24 protein-coding genes are annotated in these 22,090 nt (G+C 66.6%); 10 read left to right on the top strand and 14 right to left on the bottom strand.

Going from position 1 to position 22,090, the window contains the following annotated elements:
* Nucleotides 1-76: 76 nt before the first annotated feature.
* Both glyS and VE25_RS16555 read left to right on the top strand, forming a co-directional pair.
* Nucleotides 77-2,104, top strand: a complete 2,028-nt coding sequence (gene glyS / locus VE25_RS16560; RefSeq protein ID WP_046109761.1) for a glycine--tRNA ligase subunit beta — start codon at nucleotides 77-79, stop codon at nucleotides 2,102-2,104.
* A gap of 47 nt (nucleotides 2,105-2,151) precedes the next feature.
* Nucleotides 2,152-3,153, top strand: coding sequence for a DUF808 domain-containing protein (locus VE25_RS16555; protein WP_046109760.1), 1,002 nt, complete (start codon nucleotides 2,152-2,154; stop codon nucleotides 3,151-3,153).
* Here VE25_RS16555 and rnhA read toward each other — a convergent pair.
* The 4 genes from rnhA to ispH are packed head-to-tail and all read right to left on the bottom strand — an operon-like array spanning nucleotide 3,113 to nucleotide 5,589.
* Complete coding sequence (gene rnhA / locus VE25_RS16550; RefSeq protein WP_046109759.1) at nucleotides 3,113-3,583, bottom strand: ribonuclease HI; 471 nt, start codon at nucleotides 3,581-3,583, stop codon at nucleotides 3,113-3,115. The two genes, VE25_RS16555 and rnhA, sit on opposite strands and share 41 nt — an antisense overlap.
* A complete protein-coding gene (locus VE25_RS21995; RefSeq protein ID WP_052732039.1) occupies nucleotides 3,573-4,106 on the bottom strand; it encodes a GNAT family N-acetyltransferase in 534 nt (177 codons plus the stop codon). Before VE25_RS21995 ends, rnhA begins: the two co-directional genes overlap by 11 nt.
* Nucleotides 4,103-4,621 (bottom strand): GNAT family N-acetyltransferase, encoded by a 519-nt coding sequence (locus VE25_RS16540; RefSeq protein WP_046109758.1) that lies wholly within the window; start codon nucleotides 4,619-4,621, stop codon nucleotides 4,103-4,105. The genes VE25_RS21995 and VE25_RS16540 overlap by 4 nt, the downstream gene beginning before the upstream one ends.
* Nucleotides 4,618-5,589, bottom strand: coding sequence for a 4-hydroxy-3-methylbut-2-enyl diphosphate reductase (gene ispH, locus VE25_RS16535; RefSeq protein ID WP_046109757.1), 972 nt, complete (start codon nucleotides 5,587-5,589; stop codon nucleotides 4,618-4,620). Before ispH ends, VE25_RS16540 begins: the two co-directional genes overlap by 4 nt.
* A gap of 115 nt (nucleotides 5,590-5,704) precedes the next feature.
* Here ispH and VE25_RS16530 point away from each other — a divergent pair, with 115 nt between their 5' ends.
* From VE25_RS16530 to VE25_RS23780, 3 genes are all read left to right on the top strand, one after another.
* Nucleotides 5,705-7,993: a putative PEP-binding protein gene (locus VE25_RS16530; protein WP_160299996.1), complete on the top strand. Its 2,289-nt coding sequence runs from the start codon at nucleotides 5,705-5,707 to the stop codon at nucleotides 7,991-7,993.
* A 170-nt stretch (nucleotides 7,994-8,163) separates the two neighbouring features.
* Nucleotides 8,164-8,628, top strand: a complete 465-nt coding sequence (locus tag VE25_RS16525) for a hypothetical protein (RefSeq protein ID WP_152664651.1) — start codon at nucleotides 8,164-8,166, stop codon at nucleotides 8,626-8,628.
* A gap of 363 nt (nucleotides 8,629-8,991) precedes the next feature.
* Nucleotides 8,992-9,852 (top strand): cell wall hydrolase, encoded by an 861-nt coding sequence (locus VE25_RS23780; protein ID WP_439328913.1) that lies wholly within the window; start codon nucleotides 8,992-8,994, stop codon nucleotides 9,850-9,852.
* Nucleotides 9,853-9,893: 41 nt separating this feature from the next.
* Here the strand turns inward: VE25_RS23780 and VE25_RS16515 are convergent, their stop codons facing one another.
* From VE25_RS16515 to ygfZ, 3 genes are all read right to left on the bottom strand, one after another.
* On the bottom strand, nucleotides 9,894-10,406 hold the full coding sequence (locus VE25_RS16515) for a hypothetical protein (protein WP_046109755.1): 513 nt from the start codon (nucleotides 10,404-10,406) through the stop codon (nucleotides 9,894-9,896).
* Between the two features lie 116 nt (nucleotides 10,407-10,522).
* Nucleotides 10,523-11,137 (bottom strand): HD domain-containing protein, encoded by a 615-nt coding sequence (locus tag VE25_RS16510; protein WP_046109754.1) that lies wholly within the window; start codon nucleotides 11,135-11,137, stop codon nucleotides 10,523-10,525.
* Nucleotides 11,138-11,173: 36 nt separating this feature from the next.
* Complete coding sequence (ygfZ, locus tag VE25_RS16505; RefSeq protein ID WP_046109753.1) at nucleotides 11,174-11,995, bottom strand: CAF17-like 4Fe-4S cluster assembly/insertion protein YgfZ; 822 nt, start codon at nucleotides 11,993-11,995, stop codon at nucleotides 11,174-11,176.
* Between the two features lie 130 nt (nucleotides 11,996-12,125).
* Between ygfZ and VE25_RS16500 the strand changes: the two genes are divergently transcribed.
* Nucleotides 12,126-13,460, top strand: a complete 1,335-nt coding sequence (locus VE25_RS16500) for a dihydroorotase (RefSeq protein ID WP_046109752.1) — start codon at nucleotides 12,126-12,128, stop codon at nucleotides 13,458-13,460.
* A 306-nt stretch (nucleotides 13,461-13,766) separates the two neighbouring features.
* Here VE25_RS16500 and VE25_RS16495 read toward each other — a convergent pair whose 3' ends face one another.
* The 3 genes from VE25_RS16495 to VE25_RS21985 form a co-directional block, all read right to left on the bottom strand.
* The gene (locus VE25_RS16495) at nucleotides 13,767-14,045 is read right to left on the bottom strand and encodes a hypothetical protein (RefSeq protein WP_046109751.1); all 279 of its coding nucleotides are present in this window, start codon (nucleotides 14,043-14,045) and stop codon (nucleotides 13,767-13,769) included.
* A 122-nt stretch (nucleotides 14,046-14,167) separates the two neighbouring features.
* Nucleotides 14,168-14,551, bottom strand: a complete 384-nt coding sequence (locus VE25_RS16490; protein ID WP_046109750.1) for a TIGR02301 family protein — start codon at nucleotides 14,549-14,551, stop codon at nucleotides 14,168-14,170.
* Between the two features lie 13 nt (nucleotides 14,552-14,564).
* On the bottom strand, nucleotides 14,565-14,966 hold the full coding sequence (locus VE25_RS21985; RefSeq protein WP_052732036.1) for an NUDIX hydrolase: 402 nt from the start codon (nucleotides 14,964-14,966) through the stop codon (nucleotides 14,565-14,567).
* Between the two features lie 64 nt (nucleotides 14,967-15,030).
* On the opposite strand from VE25_RS21985, the gene VE25_RS16480 reads away from it, so the two are divergent.
* Nucleotides 15,031-15,762 (top strand): SOS response-associated peptidase, encoded by a 732-nt coding sequence (locus tag VE25_RS16480; RefSeq protein ID WP_046109749.1) that lies wholly within the window; start codon nucleotides 15,031-15,033, stop codon nucleotides 15,760-15,762.
* 199 nt (nucleotides 15,763-15,961) lie between these two features.
* Here the strand turns inward: VE25_RS16480 and VE25_RS16475 are convergent, their stop codons facing one another.
* Together VE25_RS16475 and VE25_RS16470 are read right to left on the bottom strand one after the other, a co-directional pair.
* A complete protein-coding gene (locus tag VE25_RS16475) occupies nucleotides 15,962-16,519 on the bottom strand; it encodes a hemerythrin domain-containing protein (RefSeq protein ID WP_046109748.1) in 558 nt (185 codons plus the stop codon).
* A gap of 91 nt (nucleotides 16,520-16,610) precedes the next feature.
* Nucleotides 16,611-18,023 (bottom strand): FAD-binding oxidoreductase, encoded by a 1,413-nt coding sequence (locus VE25_RS16470; protein ID WP_046109747.1) that lies wholly within the window; start codon nucleotides 18,021-18,023, stop codon nucleotides 16,611-16,613.
* A gap of 96 nt (nucleotides 18,024-18,119) precedes the next feature.
* Here VE25_RS16470 and fabI point away from each other — a divergent pair, with 96 nt between their 5' ends.
* From fabI to aroC, 3 genes are all read left to right on the top strand, one after another.
* Nucleotides 18,120-18,932 carry an enoyl-ACP reductase FabI gene (gene fabI / locus VE25_RS16465; protein ID WP_046109746.1) on the top strand — a complete coding sequence of 271 codons (813 nt, stop codon included), beginning with the start codon at nucleotides 18,120-18,122 and terminating at the stop codon, nucleotides 18,930-18,932.
* Nucleotides 18,933-18,950: 18 nt separating this feature from the next.
* On the top strand, nucleotides 18,951-19,577 hold the full coding sequence (locus VE25_RS16460; RefSeq protein ID WP_046109745.1) for a histidine phosphatase family protein: 627 nt from the start codon (nucleotides 18,951-18,953) through the stop codon (nucleotides 19,575-19,577).
* Nucleotides 19,578-19,639: 62 nt separating this feature from the next.
* Nucleotides 19,640-20,746 carry a chorismate synthase gene (gene aroC / locus VE25_RS16455; RefSeq protein ID WP_046109744.1) on the top strand — a complete coding sequence of 369 codons (1,107 nt, stop codon included), beginning with the start codon at nucleotides 19,640-19,642 and terminating at the stop codon, nucleotides 20,744-20,746.
* 156 nt (nucleotides 20,747-20,902) lie between these two features.
* On the opposite strand, the gene VE25_RS16450 is transcribed toward aroC, so the two are convergent.
* Nucleotides 20,903-21,628 (bottom strand): TlyA family RNA methyltransferase, encoded by a 726-nt coding sequence (locus VE25_RS16450; protein WP_439328912.1) that lies wholly within the window; start codon nucleotides 21,626-21,628, stop codon nucleotides 20,903-20,905.
* 8 nt (nucleotides 21,629-21,636) lie between these two features.
* Nucleotides 21,637-22,090: SCO family protein (locus tag VE25_RS16445; RefSeq protein ID WP_046109742.1), on the bottom strand; the 454-nt coding region annotated here is incomplete at its 5' end.

The raw sequence follows: 22,090 nt of genomic DNA, 5'->3' as shown, positions 1-22,090 counted from the left end.
GAGCGTGTCCAGCAAAAATGGATACCATTTTTGCGGTTCGGACGCGGGACAATCAAAGACCACCCCGGTAGATGACATGCCCGAATTGCTGCTCGAACTCTTCTCGGAGGAAATCCCCGCCCGCTTCCAGCGCCGGGCCGCCGAGGACCTGAAAAAGGCCGTAACCGACGCCCTGGTCGAGGCGGGTCTGCTCTATGAGGGCGCGCGCGCCTATGTGACACCCCGTCGCCTGGCATTGACCGTCACCGGCGTTCCCGCCCGCTCCCCCGACACCCACGAGGAACGCAAGGGCCCCAAGGTCGGCGCCCCGCAGCAGGCCATCGACGGGTTCCTGCGCGCCGCCGGCCTCTCGTCGATCGACGAGGCCAAGATCGAATCCGACGCCAAGAAAGGCGATTTCTACGTCGCCCATGTCCACCGGCCGGGCGCCGATGCCGAGAGCCTGCTCTCGGCCATCCTGCCCAGGATCGTCGCCGGCTTCTCGTGGGCCAAGTCCATGCGCTGGGGGTCGGGCAGCATGAACTGGGTGCGCCCGCTCCGCGCCATCACCGCGACCTTTGGCACCGAGAACGACGAGCCCGTCGTCATTGCCTTCGCCGCCGACGGCCTCGCTTCCGGCCAGACCACCTACGGCCACCGTTTCCTCGCCCCCGAGCCCATCCGCGTGAAGCGCTTCGACGACTACGTGACGGCGCTTGAGCGTGCCAGCGTGGTGCTCGATCTCGACCGGCGCAAGGACATCATCCAGACCGACGCCGACAACCTCGCTTTCGCGCAGGGCCTCAAGATCATCGAGGACGCGGGATTGCTGGAGGAGGTCGCCGGCCTCGTCGAATGGCCGGTGGTGATGATGGGCTCGTTCGATCCGAAATTCCTCGAGCTGCCCGAGGAAGTCATCATCGCCACCATCCGCGCCAACCAGAAGTGCTTCTGCCTCAGGGACGGCTCCGGCAGGCTCGCGCCCAACTTCATCATCACCGCCAACACCGTCGCCGCCGATGGCGGGGCGACGATCGTCGCCGGCAACGAGCGCGTCATCCGCGCACGCCTCTCGGACGCGATGTTCTTCTACAACCACGATCTCGCCACCCCGCTGGCCGATGGCCTGCCGAAGCTCAAGGAGACGGTCTTCCACGCCAGGCTCGGCTCCCAGTTCGAGCGCGTCGAGCGGCTGGTGAAACTCGCCGGCGAGATCGCGCCGCTCGTCGGCGCCGATGTGGAAGAGGCCAAGCGCGCCGCGAGCCTTGCCAAGGCCGACCTCGTCACCGGCATGGTCGGCGAGTTCCCCGAGCTGCAGGGCCTGATGGGCCGCTACTACGCCCTGGCGCAGGGCGAATCCCCGGCCGTCGCCAACGCCGTCCGCGACCACTACAAGCCGCTGGGGCCGACCGACTACGTCCCCTCCGAGCCCGTCGCCATCGCCGTCGCGCTCGCCGACAAGCTCGATCTCCTCACCGGCTTCTGGGCCATCGACGAAAAGCCCACCGGCTCGCGCGACCCCTTCGCGCTGCGCCGTGCCGCTCTCGGCGTCATCCGCATCGTCACCGACAACGCCCTGCGTTTTCCGCTGAAGGTCGAAAAGGACCTCCTCGCCTTTTTCCATGATCGCCTGAAGGTCTCGCTGCGCGACGCCGGCGCCCGCCACGATCTCGTCGACGCGGTCATCTCGCCCGACAGCAACGACATCCTCGAGATCACCCAGCGCGTCGAAGCCCTCTCGCGCCTGCTCGCCACCGAAGACGGCGCCAACCTGCTCGCCGGCTACCGCCGCGCGGTCAACATTGTCGTCGCCGAGGAAAAGAAGGACGGCCGCACCTATGCCGGCGCCGTCGAGACCGCGGCGCTGCGCCAGCCCGAGGAAGTCGTGCTCGCCGATGCTGCCCATGCGGCGGCCGAGACCGTCTCCGACAACCTCGCCCAGGACGACTACGCCGCCGCCGTCGCCGCTCTCTCGGCGCTGCGCACGCCCGTCGACAACTTCTTCGATAAGGTCCTCGTCAACGACCCCGATGCCGAGGTCCGCGTCAACCGCCTCAACCTCCTCGCGCGCCTGCGCGACACCATGCACCTGGTCGCCGACTTCGGCAAGATCGCCGGAGCCTGACCGCGCCCTCCCGCGTTGGCCTCCAGCAGCAGCAACGGAGAAGCCTCGTGAGCGTCGGACTTCTGGCCCTTCTCGATGATGTCGCCGCCATCGCCAAGGTCGCGGCGGCCTCCCTCGACGACATCGCGGGGCAGGCCGCCCGCGCCGGCGTCAAGGCGGCAGGCGCCGTCATCGACGATGCCGCGGTCACGCCGCGTTACGTCCACGGCTTCTCGGCCGACCGCGAGCTGCCCATCGTCGGCAAGATCGCGCTGGGCTCGGTGCGCAACAAGCTCGTCATCCTGCTGCCCGCCGCGCTGCTGCTGAGCGCGTTCCTGCCCTGGCTCATCACGCCCCTCCTCATGATCGGCGGCGCCTATCTCTGCTACGAAGGCGCTGAGAAGGTCTTCGCCGCCTTGTTCCCGCACCAGGCCCACGGCCACGAGGCGCAGGTCGAGCCTGCCGCTGCCGCCACGGGCGACGCCGCCCTCCTCGAGGAGGAGAAGGTTTCCGGCGCCATCAAGACCGATTTCATCCTCTCGGCCGAGATCATGACCATCGCGCTCGCCACCCTGCCGGCCGAGAGCGTCCTCATGCAGGCCGTGATCCTCGCCATCGTCGGCATCGGCATCACCGTGCTCGTCTATGGCGGAGTCGCCCTCATCGTGAAGGCCGACGACTTCGGCCTCCTCCTCGCCGCCAAGGGCCGCACGCACACCGGCCGCGCCATCGGCCGGGCGCTGGTCTCCGGCATGCCGACCTTCATGCGCGTGCTGGGGATCGTGGGCACGGCCGCCATGATCTGGGTCGGTGGCGGCATCGTCATCCATGGCCTCGCGACCTTCGGCGTCACTGCCGTGGAGCACGCCGCCGAGGCCGTCGCGGAAGCGGCCGCGCATGCGGTGCCGGGTATCGCCGGCATCATTCACTGGGCGGTCGTCGCAGCCATCTCAGGCGTCTTCGGCTTAGTCGTCGGCGCGCTGCTCATTCCCGTCGCCGAGCACGTCATCGTGCCGCTCTTCAACCTCTTCAGGCGGAAAGAGCCGCCCCCGCCTTCGGCTTCCGCTTGAACGGCGCCATCCCCTCGTTGGCGAGCCGGTCGGCCCGCTCGTTGAGGTCATGGCCCGCATGGCCCTTGACCCAGTGCCAGGAGACCTGATGGCGCGTGAGCGCTGCATCCAGCGCCTGCCAGAGCTCGACGTTTTTGACCGGCTTTTTGTCCGCCGTCTTCCACCCATTGCGCTTCCAGCCATGGATCCAGCTGGTGACGCCGTTGCGCAGGTATTGGCTGTCGGTATGGATCTCGACGATGCATGGGCGCTTCAGGGCATTGAGCGCCTCGATGGCCGCCGTCAGCTCCATCTTGTTGTTGGTCGTGTGGGCCTCGCCGCCCTTCAGCTCCTTGACGTGCCCGCCATATTCGAGCACCGCGCCCCAGCCGCCGGGACCGGGATTGCCCGAGCACGCTCCGTCGGTATGGACGATGACCTTATCGGGCATGCCAGTCGCTCCTGCGATAGATGTGGAACTGGCAGGAGAGCCCGCCCGGCTCGATGTCGATATGGGTCGGCTCCATGCCGATCTTGCGGAGGACCGCGAGCGAGGGCGCGTTGCGCGTGTCGGCAAAGCCGATGAAGTGCTCGCCTCTGCCGGCTTGGAAGAACCAGTCGCGTAACCCCGCCGCCGCTTCCGTCGCATAACCCTCTCCATGGAATTCCTCGAACAGGGCGTAGCCTATCTCCGGTTCACCGGTGGGGGGATAAATGCCGAAGCCCGCGCGCCCGATGAACGCGCCGTCGCTCTTGCGCGTCAGCCGCAGCTTGCCGAGCTTGCGTTCGTTGAAGAGGCCCATCCAGCCGGCCAGAGCCGCCGCCGCCTGCTCGCGCGTCCATGGATCGCCGCTGGAGGTGAGATAGCGCGAGACATTGGGATTGCCGTGCAGCCGCACGAGATCGTCGACCTGGTCCGCGCGCCAGCCGGAGAGGACCAGCCGATCCGTCTCGAAGAGGTCGAGTTCGCTCATCGCCCCAACGGTTTCGTCTTGATGTAGAACTGGTGCGGCATCTCGGCAACGACACCCGTATAGGTCGGGATCATGCCGATCTTCTCCAGTACCCGGCGCGAGGCGGCGTTGTCGACATGGGCAAAGCCGATGAAGCTGTCCTCCTCGCGATTGGCGAAGAACCAGTCGCTGAGGGCCTGAGCGATCTCGCTGGCATAGCCTTGCCCCCAGTGCTCGTAGGCCAGCGAATAGCCGATCTCGGCCTTCCCATTGAAAGGCGAGAAGCCTGCCCGGCCGACAAAGGCGCCGTCGGCCCTGCGCACCATGCGGAACTTGCTGAGGCCGTGCTCGGCGAACTCCTGCTGCCAGCCGATGATCCGCTGTTTCGCCTTGGCCCGGTCGTAGACGCGTCCCTGCGCATCGAGGTATCGCGCGACCATCGGATGCGCGTGCATGGCAAAGAGCTCGTCGACCGAACCTTGCGACCACGGCGTCAGCCGCAGGCGTTCGGTCTCGAGGTCGGGCAGGCCGCTCATCGGCCCGCCTGGACTTCGAGGTCGCGCAGCACCCGGGGGATGTTGAAGGCGATGTTCTCCTGGGCCGTCGTCACGGTCTCGACCTTGACCGCATAGCGCTCGGCAAAGGCATCGATCACCTCCTCGACGAGGCTCTCGGGCGCCGAGGCGCCCGCGCTCACCCCGAGGGAGGAGAGGTTGCCGTAGAGCGACCAATCGATATCGCTCGCCCTGTCGACGAGCGTTGCCGTCTTGCAGCCGGACCGCAGCGCCACTTCCACCAGCCGCTGCGAGTTGGACGAGTGCGGCGAGCCGACGACGATCATCGCGTCGACCTTGGGCGCGACCGCCTTGATCGATTCCTGCCGGTTGGTGGTGGCGTAGCAGATGTCTTCCTTGTGCGGGCTCGCGATGCCGGGGAAACGGGCCTTCAGCGCATCGACGATGCCGCGCGTGTCATCCACCGAAAGCGTCGTCTGCGTGACGAAGGCGAGGTTGTCCGGGTCCCTTGGCGTGAACGCCGCGGCGTCCTCGATCGTCTCGAGCAACGTCACCGCGCCGGGCGGGAGTTGCCCCATGGTGCCGACCACTTCGGGGTGCCCTGCGTGGCCGATGAGCACGATCTCGTGCCCCTCGTCGTAGTGCCGGCGCGCCTCGACATGCACCTTGGAAACCAGCGGGCATGTGGCATCGAGGAAGAACATGTTGCGGCTTTTCGCCTCGGCGGGCACGCTCTTGGGCACGCCGTGGGCCGAGAACACCACCGGTGCGTCGGTCTCGGGGATCTCGTCGAGCTCCTCGACGAACACCGCGCCCTTTTGCTTGAGGCTCTCGACCACGTATTTGTTATGGACGATGGCGTGGCGCACATAGACCGGCGCGCCGTATTTCCTCAGCGCCAGCTCGACGATCTGGATGGCCCTGTCGACGCCCGCGCAGAAACCGCGCGGCGCGCAGAGGAGTATGTCAAGCTGCGGCCTCTTTTCCATATCAGGTGAGATGCTTGCTCCCCGCCACCAAGTCAAGCCCGCCCGGTCGCTTGTTGCGGTGGCAGAGCGTCACGGGCAATATGCCTGCAACACCGGTTGGAAGGACCGTTCCCTCGTGAGTCTCGCCCAGGAAATGTTTGCGATCGCGCCGGCGACGGGCAAGGCAAACCTTTCCGCCAGCCAGCTCAAGCTCCTTTCGGGCAAGGCCCGCTGGATCTTCCGCGTCTCGGAAGCCGGATTCCCGACTATCCCGACCATCGCCATAACCCGCGCCGCATGGGAGGCGCTGCAGGCCCAGCGCGTCAAGAAGGACAACCGCCTGCGCACCCACTGGGTGTCCTGCCTCTTCCGCCTCGTCGGCAAGGACGGCAAGCCGCCGACCCTGGTCGTGCGCACGTCTGCTTCCCGGCACAATGGCGGGCTGATGCCGGCGCGTGTCGGCATCTCGCCGCCCGTCAACGAGGCGGATTCGGTCGACCCCACCCGCCCGCTCGCCCGGGCGATCAAGGATGCTTTCGATTCCTATGGCTACGACACGGGCCTGTGGACCGGCTCGCGCAGCGCCGAGGAACGCGCCCGCCAGATCGTTCTCGTCCAGGCCATGGCCGAAGGCGAGATCGAGCAGTTCCTGACCCGTCATTCCGGCACGGGCGTCCTCGGGCCGGCGCCCGCCGATGGCGCGGGGCTGCCGCGCTTGCCCAAAAGCTGCGCTGCGCTGGTTGCGCTTCTCGACGCCAAGGCCGGCCGTCACATGGTCTGCGCGGTGGCCATCGAGCGCGGCGAGGCCCGGTTCCTTTCCGCCCGCCCCCTCCAGGCCAGCATCGCAGCAGAACTGGAGGCAGCGGTCGATCGCGTCGGTTCGGGTGTCTGGACGCGCCAGAATGCCGTCAACCGCACCGATCCGGCGCGCCTCGCGCAATTGCTGCATCCTCGGCTGAAGTCCGCCGCCACGTCCTCGGCCATCGCCACCGGTCTCGGGGTGTCCCCAGGCGCTGCCAGCGGCTTCATCGTCTTCACCGCCGAAGATGCCGCCCGCATGCGGGCCCGCGGCAAGCACTGCATTCTCGTCGTCACCGAGACGGGGCCCGGCGACGTCGAGGGCATGAAGGCGGCGACCGGCATTCTCACCGCCCGCGGTGGCATGACGAGCCATGCCGGCGTCATCGCCCGCATCACCGGCAAGCCGTGCGTCGCCGGTGTCCGCAACCTTTCGGTCAATTCCGTCGAGATGAGCTGCCAGATCGGCGACCGCGAGTTCCGCGCCGGCGACAGGCTGACCATCGACGGCTCCGATGGCTCGGTCTACGCCGGCATGCTGGATTTGAGCCAGCCCCATATCGGCGGCGCACTGGGCACGCTCCTCGACTGGTCGGATGCGAGCCGCACCATCGCGGTGCGCACCAATGTCGAGACCGTCGAATCGGCGCGCACGGCCTTGAGCTTCGGAGCCGAAGGCATCGGCCTTGCCCGCTCCGAGCACATGTTCTTCTCGCCCGAGCGGATGGTGGCTCTGCGCCGCCTCATCCTCTCCGAAGACGAGAATGACCGCACCCGTGCGCTCGAAGGGCTCGTCGACTACCAGCGCGGCGACTATGCGGCGCTGTTCGTTGCCATGCGCGGCCGGCCGGTCACCGTGCGCCTCTTCGATCCGCCGCTGCACGAGTTCCTGCCGCGGAGCGAGGAGGATATCGAGGATACAGCCGCCTCCCTCGGCCTCGCGGTGCGGGCGCTGCGCCTGCGGCTCGACCGCATCGCCGAAGTCAACCCGATGCTTGGCCATCGCGGCGTGCGCCTCGCCATCACCTATCCCGAGATCCTGCAGATGCAGATCCAGGCGCTTATGGCCGGCGCCCGCGCGGCGAGCGAGACGCAGAGCGAGCCTGTGCTGCTCGAAGTGATGGTGCCGTTCGTCTCGACGGCGAGCGAGGTGGCGTTCGTGCGCGAGCGGGTGATGGCCATCGCCGGAAATTCGGGCCTGCTGCGCTCGGATCGTGCACGTCTCTCCTTCGGCACGATGATCGAGCTGCCGCGCGCGTGCCTCAGGGCCGGGGACATCGCCCAAATGGTCGACTTCTTCTCCTTCGGCACCAACGACCTGACGCAAACGACCTTCGGCATCTCGCGCGACGACGCGCCGACCTTCCTTGCGTCATATCAACGCAAGGCCATCTACGAGCGCGACCCGTTCGTCACCATCGACGAGAAGGGCGTCGGCGAGATGATCTCCCTGGCCATAACCCGCGGCAAGGCGGCCAATCCGCGCCTGAAGATCGGTATCTGCGGCGAGCATGCGGGCGACCCGGCATCGCTTGCCTATTTCGCCGGTCTTGGGGTCGATTACGTGAGCTGTTCACCCTATCGTGTTCCCATTGCCCGGCTGACCCTGGCGCAGGCATCTGCTTAAAATGCAATAACGCTAGGCCTATATAGGCGGCAGAACGACATAGGCGCGATGTGCGCCAAAGGGGAGGGAGTGAACTGAGCCTCGTGAGAGTACTGGCAATCATGGCCGCATTGCCGGCATTTCTCTTCAGCGCCGTTCCGGTCTTCGCTCAGTCCCAAGCTGCAGCTTGCGTGAATATCGCCAACGATACTGAGCGCCTGGCCTGCTATGACGGCATTTTCCGCGGCGGGTCTCCCGGCGGAAGCGAGGCCGTCGTCATCGAGTCCCAGCAGCAGATACCGGCAATCCCCACCGGCCGCGGCAACGCCACCTTCACCATCGCCTGCGACGCGGGCGAGCTCGTCGTGCGCTTCGGCTTTGCCGGCAACGTGCTGGCGCCCACCGGTTCCAATACCGGCATCAGCCTGCAGCGCGATCTGCTGAGGGCCCAGGCGATGACCCTGCCGCCCAGCGAGAACGGCACCGAGCTGCTGATCCGCGGCAACGATACGGTGGTCTCGTTCCTCAATTCGCTCGAGGGCATCACCAATCTCGGGGCGCGGGTCACGCCGGCCAATTCGCGCTCGCTCAACGTGCGCTTCCGCGTCGAGGACCTGCCGCAGCAGGTCGCTCCCGTCATCGCCGCCTGCCGTTAGAAACTGGCCGCAATCTGCCCCAAACAAGCCGGGCAATTGCCCCGCTTCGACCCTTAGCGCGCCGATTTTCCTGTGTTTACCCGCCGCTAACCCTAATAGGCGATCATTTCGACAGTCGGCATTTTAGTCACATTGCCAGTTCGTAGTCGCGTAGCGTTGAGTTGAGTAGCGTTAATGGCCCAAACAAGCCGGCCGGTTGCGGAGTCTCGTACCGGCAGACCTGTACGTCGGCGTCTGTCCCTTGCCGGAGTTGCTTCGGCGGGGCTTTTTTCTGCCCTTTGCTATTTCGCCTTCACCGCCACCGCGATGGGACCGGCCTCCGGTTCCCTGGGTGATCTCGGCGTCCCCGGTGCCAAGCCGGTCATGGCCAGTCTCGATTTTTCCGGCACCGACACGATCATCACCGGGTCCGTGGGGCACCTCTTCGAATCCGCCGGCTTCATCGGTCCGAACCGCACGGAAAAGGCTGATCGCTTCCGTCCCCAGGACGACGTGCTCGCCGTCGCCCGCAGCTTCACCGCCATCCGCGCCCAGCTCGCCGCAGCGCGGGATGCGGCGGATGCGCCCGAGATCATCGGCCAGTCGCGCATAGAGACCGCCGAAGTCGCGGCCGGTCCGCGTGCGCCGGAAGCCGACGAGCCGCGGATTTCCGTTGCCGCCATCGATACGTCCGCCGCGCTCGAGGCGATCGACGGTATCGCTCCGTCGTCGAACGGCCCGCTGCCGAGCACCGCCTCGGACCAACTCGCCTACGCCCGCGCGTCGGCGCCGATCACCACCGAATACGCGACCGGCGAGGTGATGCGGGTCGCCGAAAAGCAGCTCTGGTGCCTGGCGACGGCCATCTATTTCGAGGCGCGCGGCGAGAGTTATCGCGGACAGGTGGCGGTGGCGCAGGTGGTGCTCAACCGCGTCAAGGATCACCGCTATCCCGATACCATCTGCGCGGTGGTGTTCCAGAACCAGCATCGGCGCAATGCCTGCCAGTTCTCGTTCGCCTGCGATGGCATTCCGGAAGTCGTCAACGACCGCAAGTCGTGGGCGCAAGCCGAGGAAATAGCCAAAAAGGCGACGCAGGGTCAGCTCTATCTGACCGAGGTCGGCGATGCGACCCACTACCACGCGACCTATGTGCGCCCCGCCTGGGCACCCCGCATGAACAAGGTCACGCAGATCGGGCTGCACGTCTTCTACAAGTTCAAGAACGGCTGGCTTTTCGGCTAGGCCATTGAACCGACCCGCCACATCTCGATGACTTTTCGCCGTCAGCAGATGGAATAGTCACGCGAGAGCAGGCAGGTCGTCGATCCGTCCGAGATGATGCGCTCGCCCGGCGCCGTGCGCAGGTGGAGGAGCGATGACCCTTTGACGAGCGGCGTGACGACCCAGTGCCCCCACCCGCCGAGCAGGGCGATGGCGAACGGCTCCCGGCTCGATACTTCCTCGACCTCTATGCCCGGATAGAGCACGTGCGGCGAGGCGAAGCCGTCGGTCGAATAGGTGCCGGTCTCGGTCACCGCGACGTCGACATAGCTCGAGCGGCCGTACTCGATCTTCCTGATCCGGCTGTTGGAGATGGGGGTGGTCGAGACCCAGTCCGCGTGGGTGATGCGGTAGTCGCGCTCGCCGATCCTGACCAGCGCATCGGTATCGATGGCGGGCCGTGCCTCGTCGGCGAAAACGTCGACGGTCAGGCCCGGGCCGATGGCCGTGAGGGCCGTCGCGCAGATGGCGCCGAGAGTCATTCCGAGCAGCAGGTGGCGGTCCGGCAGGTTCATGACAGGCGTCCCAGAATGGTGCGATCGGATAGCCGATTGCTAACCAATCAGTAACCATAAGCCGGAATGCGCGGCAAAGTTCATCCTTTGTTAGGGTTAATTTCCACCGGTGATCTTCAAGCGGAAAGCAGGGCGGCGCTCGCTTCGAAAGCGGCCACGAACCGGTCGTGCGCCTCGCGCGTCGGCCAGGGACGGATCAGCCGGTCGAAATGGTCGAGATCGAACTGCGGCAGGCCCGGCTCGCCGAAATAGCGGCGCGCTTCCACGGCATCGAACCCGGCAAGGTGCGTCGCCTCGAAATAGGCCGCGTCCCGATCCGCCTTCTTGATCGCCCTGCTGACGGCGGCCGGCGCCTGTGCGGGCAGCGCGAAGCGCAGGTAGATGGCCGAGAGCAGGCGGTTCTCGACATCCTTGTAGTTGCCGCCCATGGCCGCCTTGAAGGGCGAGATGATGTCGCCCATCACGTATTCGGGCGCGTCGTGGAGAAGAGTGAAAAGGTGCTCGCGCGGCCCGAGCTCCGGATTGGCCGCGCGGAAGAGTTCCAGCACCAGCACCGAATGCTGCGCGACGGAGAACGGATAGTCGCCCTGCGTCTGCCCGTTCCAGCGCGCCACGCGCGCCAGCCCGTGCGCGATGTCGGAAAGCTCGACGTCGAGAGGGGAGGGATCCAGGATATCGAGACGCCGCCCGGACAGCATGCGCTGCCAGGCCCGCTCCTTGCCGCGCGCCATGTTGCCCTCGTCGCTATGTATGACCCTCTAGGGACGCTAATCCTCGTCGCCCGATTCGCCAAACGCGTAGCTTGCCCAGGAGGGCAGGGTAAGCGTGACCGGCGCGCCCTCGACGGTCGCGGCTTGCGGATCGGCGATGCGGTCGAGCCGCAGCACGGCGACGGCGGTCCCGTCGATGACGCGACCGACGGTACCGGCATCGCGCCCGCCCGAGGCGACGGCGGAGCCGGCCTGCGCGGAAAGCCCGGAGACGATCACCGGCCGGCGCCGGGCGGTGCCGCGATGCTTCATGCGGCTGACGACCTCCTGGCCGACATAACAGCCCTTGTCGAAATCGATACCGTCATTGAGATCAAGCGCGATATCGTGGGCGAAGGTGGTTTCCGGCTCGAAGTCCTCGCCGAGCTCGGCGATGCCGGCGGCGATTCGCGCCCTGACGAAGTCTTCGCCCTCGATCCAGCCGGCGGTCGCCTCGAGGGGATCGAGGACGCGGTAGCCGAGCCCGCCGCCGCGCGCGTCGCGATGGACGATTCCATCCTGCGGCCGTTCGGCCGACCAGCCGACCCGGTAGGTCTCGCGCAGGTCCTCGATCTCGGCCTTGGCGCGCAGCCGATACATCTTCATACGCTTGAGGAAATTCTCGGCAACGCTGGTCGAAACGTCCAGCCACCAGGCGTCTTCGGCAAAGCCCGCCAGACCTTCCGCGAGAATCTTGCCCTGCGGGGTCAGCAGCGCCCACCAGCCGGCCTCATCCGATTGCGGATCGAAGGGGCCGGTCAGGACATCGTTGAGGAGGCGGTGGGCGTCGGGGCCCGAGAAGCGGACGACGATGCGTCCGGCGCGCAAAATGGTGGCCATCAGGCACTCCAGCTCGTTCTTGCCCCGCCCACGGGGATGACCCGGTTGGAAGCATGACACTTCGGGATGGACACAGCTCCCCGCGAACTTCTAGAACCAAACGCAGTTTCACCAACCCGGGCAGGCAGACATGGCGCACCACGACGTGATTTTCAAGAACGGCACGGTGGTCAACCATGACGGCGAAGGCCTTGCCGATATCGGCGTCGTCAAAGGCCGGATCGCCGCCATCGGCGACCTTACCGGCGACAGCGCCGAGGAGGTGATCGACTGCAAGGGCCTGCATGTCCTGCCCGGCGTCATCGACACGCAGGTGCACTTCCGCGAGCCAGGCAACGAGCACAAGGAAGACCTCCAGTCCGGCTCGCTCTCGGCGGTGATGGGCGGCGTCACCGGCGTCTTTGAGATGCCCAACACCAACCCGCTGACCATTTCGCGGCAAACCTTCGCGGACAAGATCGCCCGCGCGACCAACCGCATGCACTGCGATTTCGCCTTCTATATCGGGGGCACGCACGACAATGTCGGCGAGCTCGGAACGCTCGAGAAACTGCCCGGCTGCGCGGGCGTCAAGGTGTTCATGGGCTCCTCGACCGGCTCGCTGCTGGTGCCGGACGACGCGGGCGTCGAGGCGATCCTCTCGGCGATCTCGCGCCGCGCCGCCTTCCATTCCGAGGACGAATATCGGCTCGAGGAGCGCAAGCACCTGCGGGTCGAGGGCGATCCCTCCTCGCACCCGGTCTGGCGCGACGTCGAGGCGGCGCTCCATTCCACCAAGCGGCTCGTCACCATCGCCCGTCGCACCGGCAAGCGCATCCATGTGCTGCACATCTCGACCGCCGAGGAGATGGCGTTCCTGTCGCGCTGCAAGGACGTGGCGAGCGTCGAGGTGACGCCGCACCACCTTACCCTCGATGAGACCGCCTACCAGCGGCTCGGCACCTATGCTCAGATGAACCCACCCGTGCGCGACGCCGCGCATCGCGACGGCATCTGGGCGGGCGTCGCCAACGGCGTTGCCGACATCCTCGGCTCCGATCATGCCCCCCATACGCGCGAGGAGAAGGGCAAGCCCTATCCCGCCTCGCCCTCGGGGATGACGGGCGTGCAGACGCTGGTGCCGATCATGCTCGATCACGTCAACGCCGGCCGCATGAGCCTTGCCCGCTTCGTCGACATGACGAGCGCCGGCCCCAATCGGCTCTTCGGCATCGCGGCCAAGGGCCGGCTCGCCGTTGGTTATGACGCCGACCTGACGGTCGTCGATCTCAAGCGCCGCGAGACCATCACCAACGACTGGATCACGAGCAAGGCTGGTTGGACCCCCTATGACGGGGTGACGGTGACCGGCTGGCCGGTGGGCACCGTGGTGCGCGGCGCGCCGGTCATGTGGCAGGGCGCGCTGGTGACGCCCGCGACCGGGCAGCCGATGCGGTTCCTGGAGGCGCTGCCGGCCGAGGGGTAGGGCAGCCCTGGCGCCGCTCACGTGATCTGCATTCCTGCCCCCCTTGAGGGAGGGATTGAAGGTAAACCGGCGTTGGTGCAGAGCACCAAACTGTCACGCCCACGGCTGTCGTCCCGGCGAAGGCCGGGATCCAGCCCTGATCACATCCGGGAGCGCTGGGAGAGCGGTTTTGCACTCTGCCCGTTCACACACCTTGCGGCTGATGCGGAATCTCAGGATGGGTCCCGGCTTTCGCCGGGATGACATCGGGGTGGTGGCAGCTGCGGTGAGCCTTGCTAAGCGCGGTCGAATGTGGCCGCCGCAAACCTACTGCAAATTCCGGTCCAGATTATACTCCCCCGCGCGGATGCGCTGGGGCAGGTCGGCGACCATGTCGGCGGTGGAGTCGTCGCCATGCAGGCGCACGAACATGGCGAGGGCCGCGAATAGCGAGGCATGCGCGAGCGAACGGCTTTCGATGCCGTCTTCTTCGGCGGCGTTCCACGCTTCCGCCAGGTATTCGAGCGCGATCTGCCGCTCGGTGTGCTCGAGATCGAGGGCACTGGCTGGGGCGGCAGCGCCGAACGGGTTTTTGCTTATTGTCATGGCGATTGGTTAACACGCCAGTTTTTCCAGCGCTTCTCGAAAGTAACCCGAAGGTTAATGCCCGATCAGGAATTGTGCTTAATGCACAGGGTTACCCACGGGCCTTCCCGTACGCGGATTGCCTATTCGGCAAAGCGCGAGTGGATATTGCGCGCCGTGCTCTCGGCTTCCGAGAGGAGGCGCTGGAATGCCGTCCGCGCGGCGGGGGTGCAGGCGCGGTGGAAGCGGGCGAAAGCCTGGTATCCGTCGTTGAATGCGCCGACCAGACGCTGCCGCCGTTCCTCTTCCGGCTCGTCGAGCGCGATGAGCTCGGCCATCTGCGCGCGCCAGTCCTCGTTGCCGCCATTGCAGAGCGGCTGCAGGAAATAGAGGCTGCCCATGATCTCGGCCAGCCGCTCCATCTCGCGCTGGTAGGGCGGATCGACGGCAAGCGCCTGGCTGCCGAGGCAGAGGGCGAGCGTTGCGGCAGCGAGGAGACGTTTGACGGGCAAGGCGGAGAGGATCATCGCGGCGATCCTATCATTGGCCGCCGACGACCGCGAAGGCCCTTTCGAGAACATGATGAAGGCGCGAGGTGGTGCGCATCGCCTCGACCTCGGAAAGCTCCACCCAGCGGTGGTCGGCGATCTCGTCGGAGGGCTCGATGAGCCCGGAGAATCGCGTGCTGGCAAAGACGGCCAGCCGCCAGTCGCCCTTGGAGCTGGCAAGCACCTGCGTCTCGACATGGTGGAGCGCCAGGACCGAAAGGCCAAGCTCCTCGCGCACCTCGCGGGCGGCGCACTGCTCGGCCGTCTCACCCGGGTCGGTGCGCCCGCCCGGCAGCGTCCACAAGTGCTGATAGGGCGCATAGGCGCGCTTGATGAGCAGCACCTTGCCCGCCTCGATGAGGGCGACGCTCGCCGAATTAGGGGCGGGTTCCATGCTGGCTCCGTTTGCGACTCGCTGCACTTTGCCTATTTCTAGGGACAAACGACGGAGATGTCCCATGTGCGGGCGATACGTCGCCGACAAGGCGATCGAAGGCATGATCGCGCAGTTGAAGGCGCTAAACCCGGTGCCGGTCGCGCCGCGCTTCAACGTGGCGCCGACGCAGCCGGTGCTGGCGATCTGGGAGGACGCGGGCCGGCGCGAGGTGCATTTCGCCCGCTGGGGGCTGGTGCCGCGCTGGGTCAAGGACCCGCGCCAGTTCTCGCTCCTCGTCAATGCCCGCGCCGAAACGATCTCCGACAAGCCCGCCTTCCGCGATGCCTTGAAGCACGGCCGCTGTATCCTGCCGGCGACCGGCTACTACGAGTGGCAGACGGGGCCGGACAAGCGCAAGCAGCCCTATTACATCACCTTCGCCAATGACGAGCCGATGGCGCTGGCCGGGCTCTATACGACCTGGTCGGGACCGGAAGGCGAGGAGGTCGATACCGTCGCGACCATCACTGTGCCCGCCAACGACCAGCTCTCGGTGATCCACGACCGCATGCCGGTGATCCTGCGCGGCGACGAGATCGAGCAATGGCTCAACGTGCGCGGCGTGCGCGCCCAAGAGGCCGGGCAGCTCGCGCTGCCGCTGGAGGATGGCGCGTTGAAGTTCCACCCGGTCTCGACGCGGGTGAACACGGCGCAGTTCGACGACGAAGGGCTGATCGCGCCGGTGACGGTGGAGAAGCCCCAGCCGCCGAAGGACAAGGGCGAGGGTGGATCCGGGCAGTTGAGCCTGTTTTAGGCACAGCCACGTCGATCGCACTTGGGCACGATGCCCTGCTACCAACGGGGTCATCCCCGCGAAGGCGGGGACCTCCGTTTGCAAGACTCGATGTTGAACAGAGGTTCCCGCTTTCGCGGGAATGACCCTGTGGGAGAGAGGCGTTCAGAGCAAATCCTCGGAGCGCATGGTTGCACACTCGGGTGGTGTCCGGTCCAGCCTAAACCACCTGGAAATACCCCAGCGCATCTCCGATAGCGTCTTCCTCGTAGCCGAGGTGCGAGAGCAGCACGCGCTCGAGCGTCTCGTAGAGTTGGCGCGCCGCCGCGAAGTTGGCTTCGCTGGGCTCGCGCGCGAGCTCGGTCAGGGCGCCGACGAGCCGGACCAGCAGCTCGTGGACGACGACGTGCTCGGCCGCCAGCCGCTCTGTGATCCGCCGGAAGACCTCGCTCCTGCTTCCGAGAACCGGGAAGATGGATTGGTCCTCTATGCTGTGGTGGATGTTGACCACCTGGCAGTAGCGCCCGCAGAGGTTTCCGAACCGGCGATAGTTGGCGATCATCGCGAGATTGGCGGTCTCCTCGACCACCTGGCCAGGCGAAACTGTGCCGGCGGCAGCTCGCGCGATGAGCTCGCGCAGCAGTTGCATGTTCTCGCGCAGATGGTCGTGGACCATCTTGAGGTGCTCGCCGGGCGCCTTCTGCGCCTCGGTGAGGCCTTCGAGCCTGGGTGGTTCGGGACGCGTGGCGTCGTCGAGGAATTCGATGTCGTCGAGCATGGGATTTCCGTCGCTGAAAGTACGGTTGCCGCTCAAATGACGATGCGGGACGCGCCGTTCAAGTAGGCACACATGGGTGCGCGAGTTTCCTTCAGCTCAGCATCTTGCCAGGGTTGAGGATGTCCTTGGGGTCGAGCGCCTGCTTGATGGCGCGCATCATCTCGAGCGCGACCGGGTCCTTCACACGCTTCAAAAGCTCCGTCTTCAGCTGGCCGATGCCGTGCTCGGCCGAGACAGACCCGCCGAGCTTCAGCACCACCTCGTAGACGGCATCGTGCATGGGCTCGGCGCCGGCCATGAAGGCTTTGTCGTCGGCCCCGACCGGCGGGCTGAAGTTGAAGTGGATGTTGCCGTCGCCCATGTGGCCGAAGGGGACCGGGCGAATGCCGGCGACCAACGCTTGCGCCGCGGCCGACCCCTCGGCGATGAGGCGCGGGATGGCGGCGATGGGCACCGAGACGTCGTGCTTGATGGACGCGCCCTCACGCGACTGGCACTCCGACATCTGCTCGCGGAAGGCCCACATGCGGGTGCGGTCGGCAAGCGACTCGGCAACGACGGCGTTGTCGATGAGGTTGGCCTCGAAGGCGGCTTCAAGGCCGGCCTGCAGCAGCCCGCCCTCGGCGCCTTTGGGCTGGCTGACCTCGACGAGGGCGTACCAGGGCGAGGGGCCGGCGGTCGGGTCCTTGTCGAGCATGCCGTGGCGCGTCTGGATGTCGAGGCCGATCCAGGGCACGAGCTCGAAGGCGTTGAGCCGTGTACCGGCGCGCTCGCGCATGGCGTAGAAGAGCTCCAGCGCTTTCTCGGGCGAAGAGAGATTGACGATGGCCGTCTCGTAGCCGGCGGGAAGGGGGAAGAGCTTCAAGGTCGCGGCGGTGATGATGCCGAGCGTCCCCTCGGCGCCGATGAGGAGGTCCTTGAGGTCGTAGCCGGTGTTGTCCTTCTTCAAGGCATTGAGGCCGTTATAGAGCCGCCCGTCGGCGAGTACGGCTTCGACGCCCAAACAGAGCTCGCGCGCGTTGCCGTAGGCGAGGACGTTGACGCCGCCGGCGTTGGACGAGAGCACGCCCCCGATCCGCGCCGAGCCTTGCGAGGCGATCCACAGCGGGAACATGGCGCCTTCTGCCTCGGCGATCTTGTGCGCCTCCTCGAGGATCATGCCGGCCTCCACCGTCATGTGGCCGGCATCGGCGTTGATTTCGCGGAGGCCGTTGAGACGGGCAAGGCTGACGATGACTTCGTTGCCCTTGAGGGGCACCTGGGCACCGACGAGCCCAGTATTGCCGCCCTGGGGGATCAGCGGGGTTCCGTTCTCGAAAGCGAATCGGGCGAGCGCCTGCACCTCGGCGACACTCTTGGGCAACACCACGGCGAGGGCCGGCACATGGAAGCGCTTGCGCGGCTCGTTGAGGTAAGCGCCCATGGCTGCGGTCTCGGCGATGATGCCGGAGGGCCCGAGGATTTCGGTGAGTTTGGTGACGAGGGCGGCGGTGTCGAGGCTCATGGCCGGACCATAGCCGCCGCCGGCAGATCCGCAAAGCGCGACCTTGCCCGTCTCATCCCCCTATGCCACAACCGGCTCGACTGTCACCAGCGGGGAATGCGAATGGCGCAGGGTTTCATGTCGGGCAAGCGCGGGCTGATCATGGGGCTCGCCAACAACCGCTCGATCGCCTGGGGCATCGCCAGGGCATTGGCCGGGCAGGGCGCGGAACTCGCGTTCTCCTACCAGGGCGAGGCGCTGAAGCGCCGCGTCGAGCCGCTGGCGGCCGAGGTCGGCTCGGACTTCCTCGTCGAATGCGACGTCTCCGACGAAGCGGCGATGGACAAGACGTTCGAGGAGATCAGGATGCGCTGGGGCAACCTCGATTTCCTCGTCCACGCCATCGGCTTTTCCAACAAGGAGGAGCTGGAGGGGCGCTATATCGACACGACCCCGGGCAACTTCGCCCTGACCATGAACATCTCGGTCTATTCGTTCACCGCCGTCGCCAAGCGCGCCGAGTCGCTGATGAATCCCGGCGGATCGCTGCTGACGCTGACCTATTACGGTTCGACCAAATACGTGCCGAACTACAACGTCATGGGCGTCGCCAAGGCGGCGCTCGAGGCGTCCGTGCGCTATCTCGCCGTCGACCTCGGAGCCAGGGGCATCCGCGTCAACGCCATTTCGGCCGGCGCCATCAAGACGCTGGCGGCATCGGGTATCGCGGGCCTGCGCGACATGCTGCACTGGCAGGAGGCCAACTCGGCGCTGCGCCGCAACGTCTCCATCGAGGACGTGGGCAATTCGGCGCTCTACCTGCTCTCCGATCTCGCCGGCGGCGTGACGGGTGAAATCCACTATGTCGATGCCGGTTACAATACGGTCGGCATGAAGCTGCTGGACGCTGCCGAGGAGGGTGCGGAATAACCGCTTCCGTTTGACACCATGACGAGTTTCATCTGGCCCGACTTCTATTTCGCCCGCCACGGCGAAACGGACTGGAACCGCGAGCGCCGCTACCAGGGCACGCGCGATATTCCCCTCAACGCCACCGGCCGCAGCCAGGCCGACGCCCAGGGCGAGCTGCTGCGCGACCTGCTGGAGCGCGACGAGGTCGATCCGGCGTCCCTCAACTGGTTCGCTTCGCCCTTGAGCCGCGCCAGCGAGACGATGGAGCGCATCCGCGCCGCGTTCGACGTCGAACTGCCGCCGGTCAATTACGACAAGCGCCTCATAGAAATCTCCTTCGGCGAGCTCGAGGGGCGCTTGCATGCCGAGATCAACCGCGAGGCGGCGCTCGCGCCCGGCGAGCGGGACGCCAGCTATTGGCATTTCCGCCCGACGGATGGCGAGAACTACGACGACGTCGCCGCGCGCTTGCTCGATTTTGCCGAACTTCTGACCGACAACGCCGTCGTCGTCGCCCACGGCGGGGTCTTTCGCGTCCTGCGGCACCTGGTGGAGGGCGCTCCGCACGGCGAAGTCATTAACTGGCCGCCGCCGCAAGGGGCGATCGCGCACTTCTCCAAGGGCGTGATGGCCATGCACATGGCGGACGGGCCGTGGGAGTGATGCGTCGCGATTGACCGCGCTGCCGTCCCTGCCTAGAAAGCCGCATAGTTCAGGGGCGCGCCATGTCGTTCAATACCTTCGGCCATCTCTTCCGCTTCACCACCTGGGGTGAGAGCCATGGGCCGGCGCTCGGCGTCGTGGTCGACGGGTGCCCGCCGGGCATCGAATTGACCCCCGAGATGATCCAGCGCGACCTCGACCGCAGGAAGCCCGGCCAGTCGAAGTTCACCACGCAGCGCCGCGAGGCGGACGAGGTGAAAATCCTCTCGGGGGTTTTCGAGGACGAGCGCACGAGCGGGCCGAAGACGACCGGAACGCCGATCTCGCTGCTGATCGAGAACACCGACCAGCGCTCCAAGGACTATTCGGAGATCCGCGACAAGTACCGGCCGGGGCACGCGGACTACACCTACCACCAGAAATACGGGCTGCGCGACTATCGCGGCGGCGGACGCTCCTCGGCGCGCGAGACGGCGGCGCGGGTCGCGGCAGGCGCCATCGCGCGGCGCGTGGTTGCGGGCGTGACCATAAAGGCAAGTCTCGTGCAGGTCGGGCCGCACAAGATCGATTACGCCAATTTCGACTGGAATCAGGTCGACCGGAACCCGTTCTTCTGCGCCGACGCCAAGGCGGCCGAGCTCTGGGCCGACTACCTCGACGGCATCCGCAAGGCCGGCAATTCGGTGGGCGCGGTGATCGAGGTGGTGGCCGAGAACGTGCCGCCCGGCTGGGGCGCGCCGATCTACGGCAAACTGAGCGCCGACCTCGCCTCGGCCATGATGTCGATCAACGCGGTCAAGGCGGTCGAGATCGGCGCCGGGTTCGAGGCGGCGGAACTGACCGGCATCGACAACGCCGACGAAATGCGCGCCGGGAACGACAGGCCCTATTTCCTCTCCAACCAGGCGGGCGGCATTCTCGGGGGCATCTCCAATGGCGATCCGGTGGTGGTGCGGTTCGCGGTCAAGCCCACCTCGTCGATCCTGACGCCGCGACGTACGGTAACGGTCGAGAACGAGGATGCCGATATCGTCACCAAAGGCCGGCACGATCCCTGCGTCGGCATCCGCGCCGTGCCGATCGGCGAGGCGATGATGGCCTGCGTGCTGGCGGACCATTTCCTGAGGCACCGTGGGCAGACCGGGCGCGAGGGACCGGTGGGGTTTTAGCTGGCGGCTTATAGTTCACGAGCTAAGGCCCCCTCACCCGGCGCTGCGCGCCGACCTCTCCCCCCAAGGGGAGAGGTGAAGAGGGCACCGTGCGCTTGAGAGTCGACACCTCTCCCTTGGGGGAGCGGTCGCCCGAAGGGCGGGTGAGGGGGCCTTCTAGCTTTTCGTGAACACCGTCACCGTTTCCACGTTCCCGTCGCCGCCAGCAATAGGGGAGGGGACGGAAAGATCGTGCGTCCAGCCCTGCCCGGTGACGAAGGCCAACACCTCGTTCAGCGCCCGCGCGACCGCCGTTTCGTCGGTGACGATGCCGCCCTTGCCGATGTGATCGCGGCCGACCTCGAACTGCGGCTTGAAGAGGATGACGGCGCGCGCGCCGGAGCGGCAGAGGGCGAGGGGCGGGGCGAGCACCTTGGTGACGGAGACGAAGCTGACGTCGCAGACGAGGAGGTCGACGAGGTCGGGGATCAGATCGCGCGTCAGGTCGCGGGCGTTGACGCCCTCAAGGTCGAAGACGCGGCGGCTGCCGGCGACGGCCTGGTGCAGTTGCCCGTGGCCGACGTCGACGGCGTAGATCTTCGTCGCGCCGCGCTGCATCAGCACCTGGGTGAAGCCGCCGGTCGAAGCGCCGACGTCGAGGCAGGTCAGGCCCGCCGGATCGATGCCGGCAGCGTCGAGCCCGGCAACGAGCTTCAGCGCCGCGCGCGAGACATAGGCGGCGGCAGGATCGTCGAGGGCGATCTTATCCTCGCGGGCGACCATCTGGTGCGGCTTTGCGGCGATGACGCCGTTGACGCTGACGGTGCCGCGCTTGATCGCATCCCTGGCGCGGGCCCGGCTCGGCATCAGCCCGCGCGCCTCGAGCGCGAGGTCGAGCCGCATGCGCTCGCTCATCCCGCGACCAGCCGGCGGATCTTGGCAAGCGCGCTCTCGGTCGGCTCCTCATAGGCGATGGTGCCCTGGAAGGTGCCGTTGGCGTCGATGAGGAAGACGAGCGCGGTGTGGTTGACCGTGTAGTACTCGCCCTCGCCGACCTTCTCGGAGAAGACGCCGAACGCCGATTTGGCCGCTTCGGTCTGCTCCTCATCGCCCACGAGCCCGATGATCTCACGGTCCCAGCCGGTCAGATACCCGCGCACCATGTCGAGGGTGTCGCGCTCGGGATCGACGGTGACGAAGATGACGCGCAGGTCTTGCGGCGTGAGGCCGAGCTGCTCTTTCCACATGGTGGTTTCGGCGAGCGTCGTCGGGCAGACGTCCGGACAGTTGGTGAAGCCGAAGAAGACGAGGCTCGGCTCGCCGCGCAAGCTCTCTTGCGTGAAGGTCTCGCCGGTGGTCGCCGTC

Origin of the sequence: Devosia geojensis, from assembly GCF_000969415.1 — a bacterium.
GTDB classification, from domain to species: Bacteria; Pseudomonadota; Alphaproteobacteria; order Rhizobiales; family Devosiaceae; genus Devosia; species Devosia geojensis.
This window is presented reverse-complemented; position numbering and strand designations above follow the sequence as displayed.

Coding starts and splice junctions, on each gene's coding strand:
- VE25_RS16495 (WP_046109751.1), bottom strand. CDS start 14,045: ATGACAATAAGCAAAAACCCGTTCGGCGCTGCCGCCCCAGCCAGTGCC.
- VE25_RS16515 (WP_046109755.1), bottom strand. CDS start 10,406: ATGAACCTGCCGGACCGCCACCTGCTGCTCGGAATGACTCTCGGCGCC.
- VE25_RS16540 (WP_046109758.1), bottom strand. CDS start 4,621: ATGAGCGGCCTGCCCGACCTCGAGACCGAACGCCTGCGGCTGACGCCG.
- VE25_RS16490 (WP_046109750.1), bottom strand. CDS start 14,551: ATGATCCTCTCCGCCTTGCCCGTCAAACGTCTCCTCGCTGCCGCAACG.
- VE25_RS16460 (WP_046109745.1), top strand. CDS start 18,951: ATGACGAGTTTCATCTGGCCCGACTTCTATTTCGCCCGCCACGGCGAA.
- ygfZ (WP_046109753.1), bottom strand. CDS start 11,995: ATGGCCACCATTTTGCGCGCCGGACGCATCGTCGTCCGCTTCTCGGGC.
- VE25_RS16510 (WP_046109754.1), bottom strand. CDS start 11,137: ATGGCGCGCGGCAAGGAGCGGGCCTGGCAGCGCATGCTGTCCGGGCGG.
- VE25_RS16450 (WP_439328912.1), bottom strand. CDS start 21,628: ATGCGGCTCGACCTCGCGCTCGAGGCGCGCGGGCTGATGCCGAGCCGG.
- VE25_RS21985 (WP_052732036.1), bottom strand. CDS start 14,966: ATGGAACCCGCCCCTAATTCGGCGAGCGTCGCCCTCATCGAGGCGGGC.
- ispH (WP_046109757.1), bottom strand. CDS start 5,589: ATGGAAAAGAGGCCGCAGCTTGACATACTCCTCTGCGCGCCGCGCGGT.
- fabI (WP_046109746.1), top strand. CDS start 18,120: ATGCGAATGGCGCAGGGTTTCATGTCGGGCAAGCGCGGGCTGATCATG.
- VE25_RS16480 (WP_046109749.1), top strand. CDS start 15,031: ATGTGCGGGCGATACGTCGCCGACAAGGCGATCGAAGGCATGATCGCG.
- VE25_RS16500 (WP_046109752.1), top strand. CDS start 12,126: ATGGCGCACCACGACGTGATTTTCAAGAACGGCACGGTGGTCAACCAT.
- VE25_RS16475 (WP_046109748.1), bottom strand. CDS start 16,519: ATGCTCGACGACATCGAATTCCTCGACGACGCCACGCGTCCCGAACCA.
- rnhA (WP_046109759.1), bottom strand. CDS start 3,583: ATGCCCGATAAGGTCATCGTCCATACCGACGGAGCGTGCTCGGGCAAT.
- VE25_RS16470 (WP_046109747.1), bottom strand. CDS start 18,023: ATGAGCCTCGACACCGCCGCCCTCGTCACCAAACTCACCGAAATCCTC.
- VE25_RS23780 (WP_439328913.1), top strand. CDS start 8,992: ATGGCCAGTCTCGATTTTTCCGGCACCGACACGATCATCACCGGGTCC.
- VE25_RS21995 (WP_052732039.1), bottom strand. CDS start 4,106: ATGAGCGAACTCGACCTCTTCGAGACGGATCGGCTGGTCCTCTCCGGC.
- aroC (WP_046109744.1), top strand. CDS start 19,640: ATGTCGTTCAATACCTTCGGCCATCTCTTCCGCTTCACCACCTGGGGT.
- glyS (WP_046109761.1), top strand. CDS start 77: ATGCCCGAATTGCTGCTCGAACTCTTCTCGGAGGAAATCCCCGCCCGC.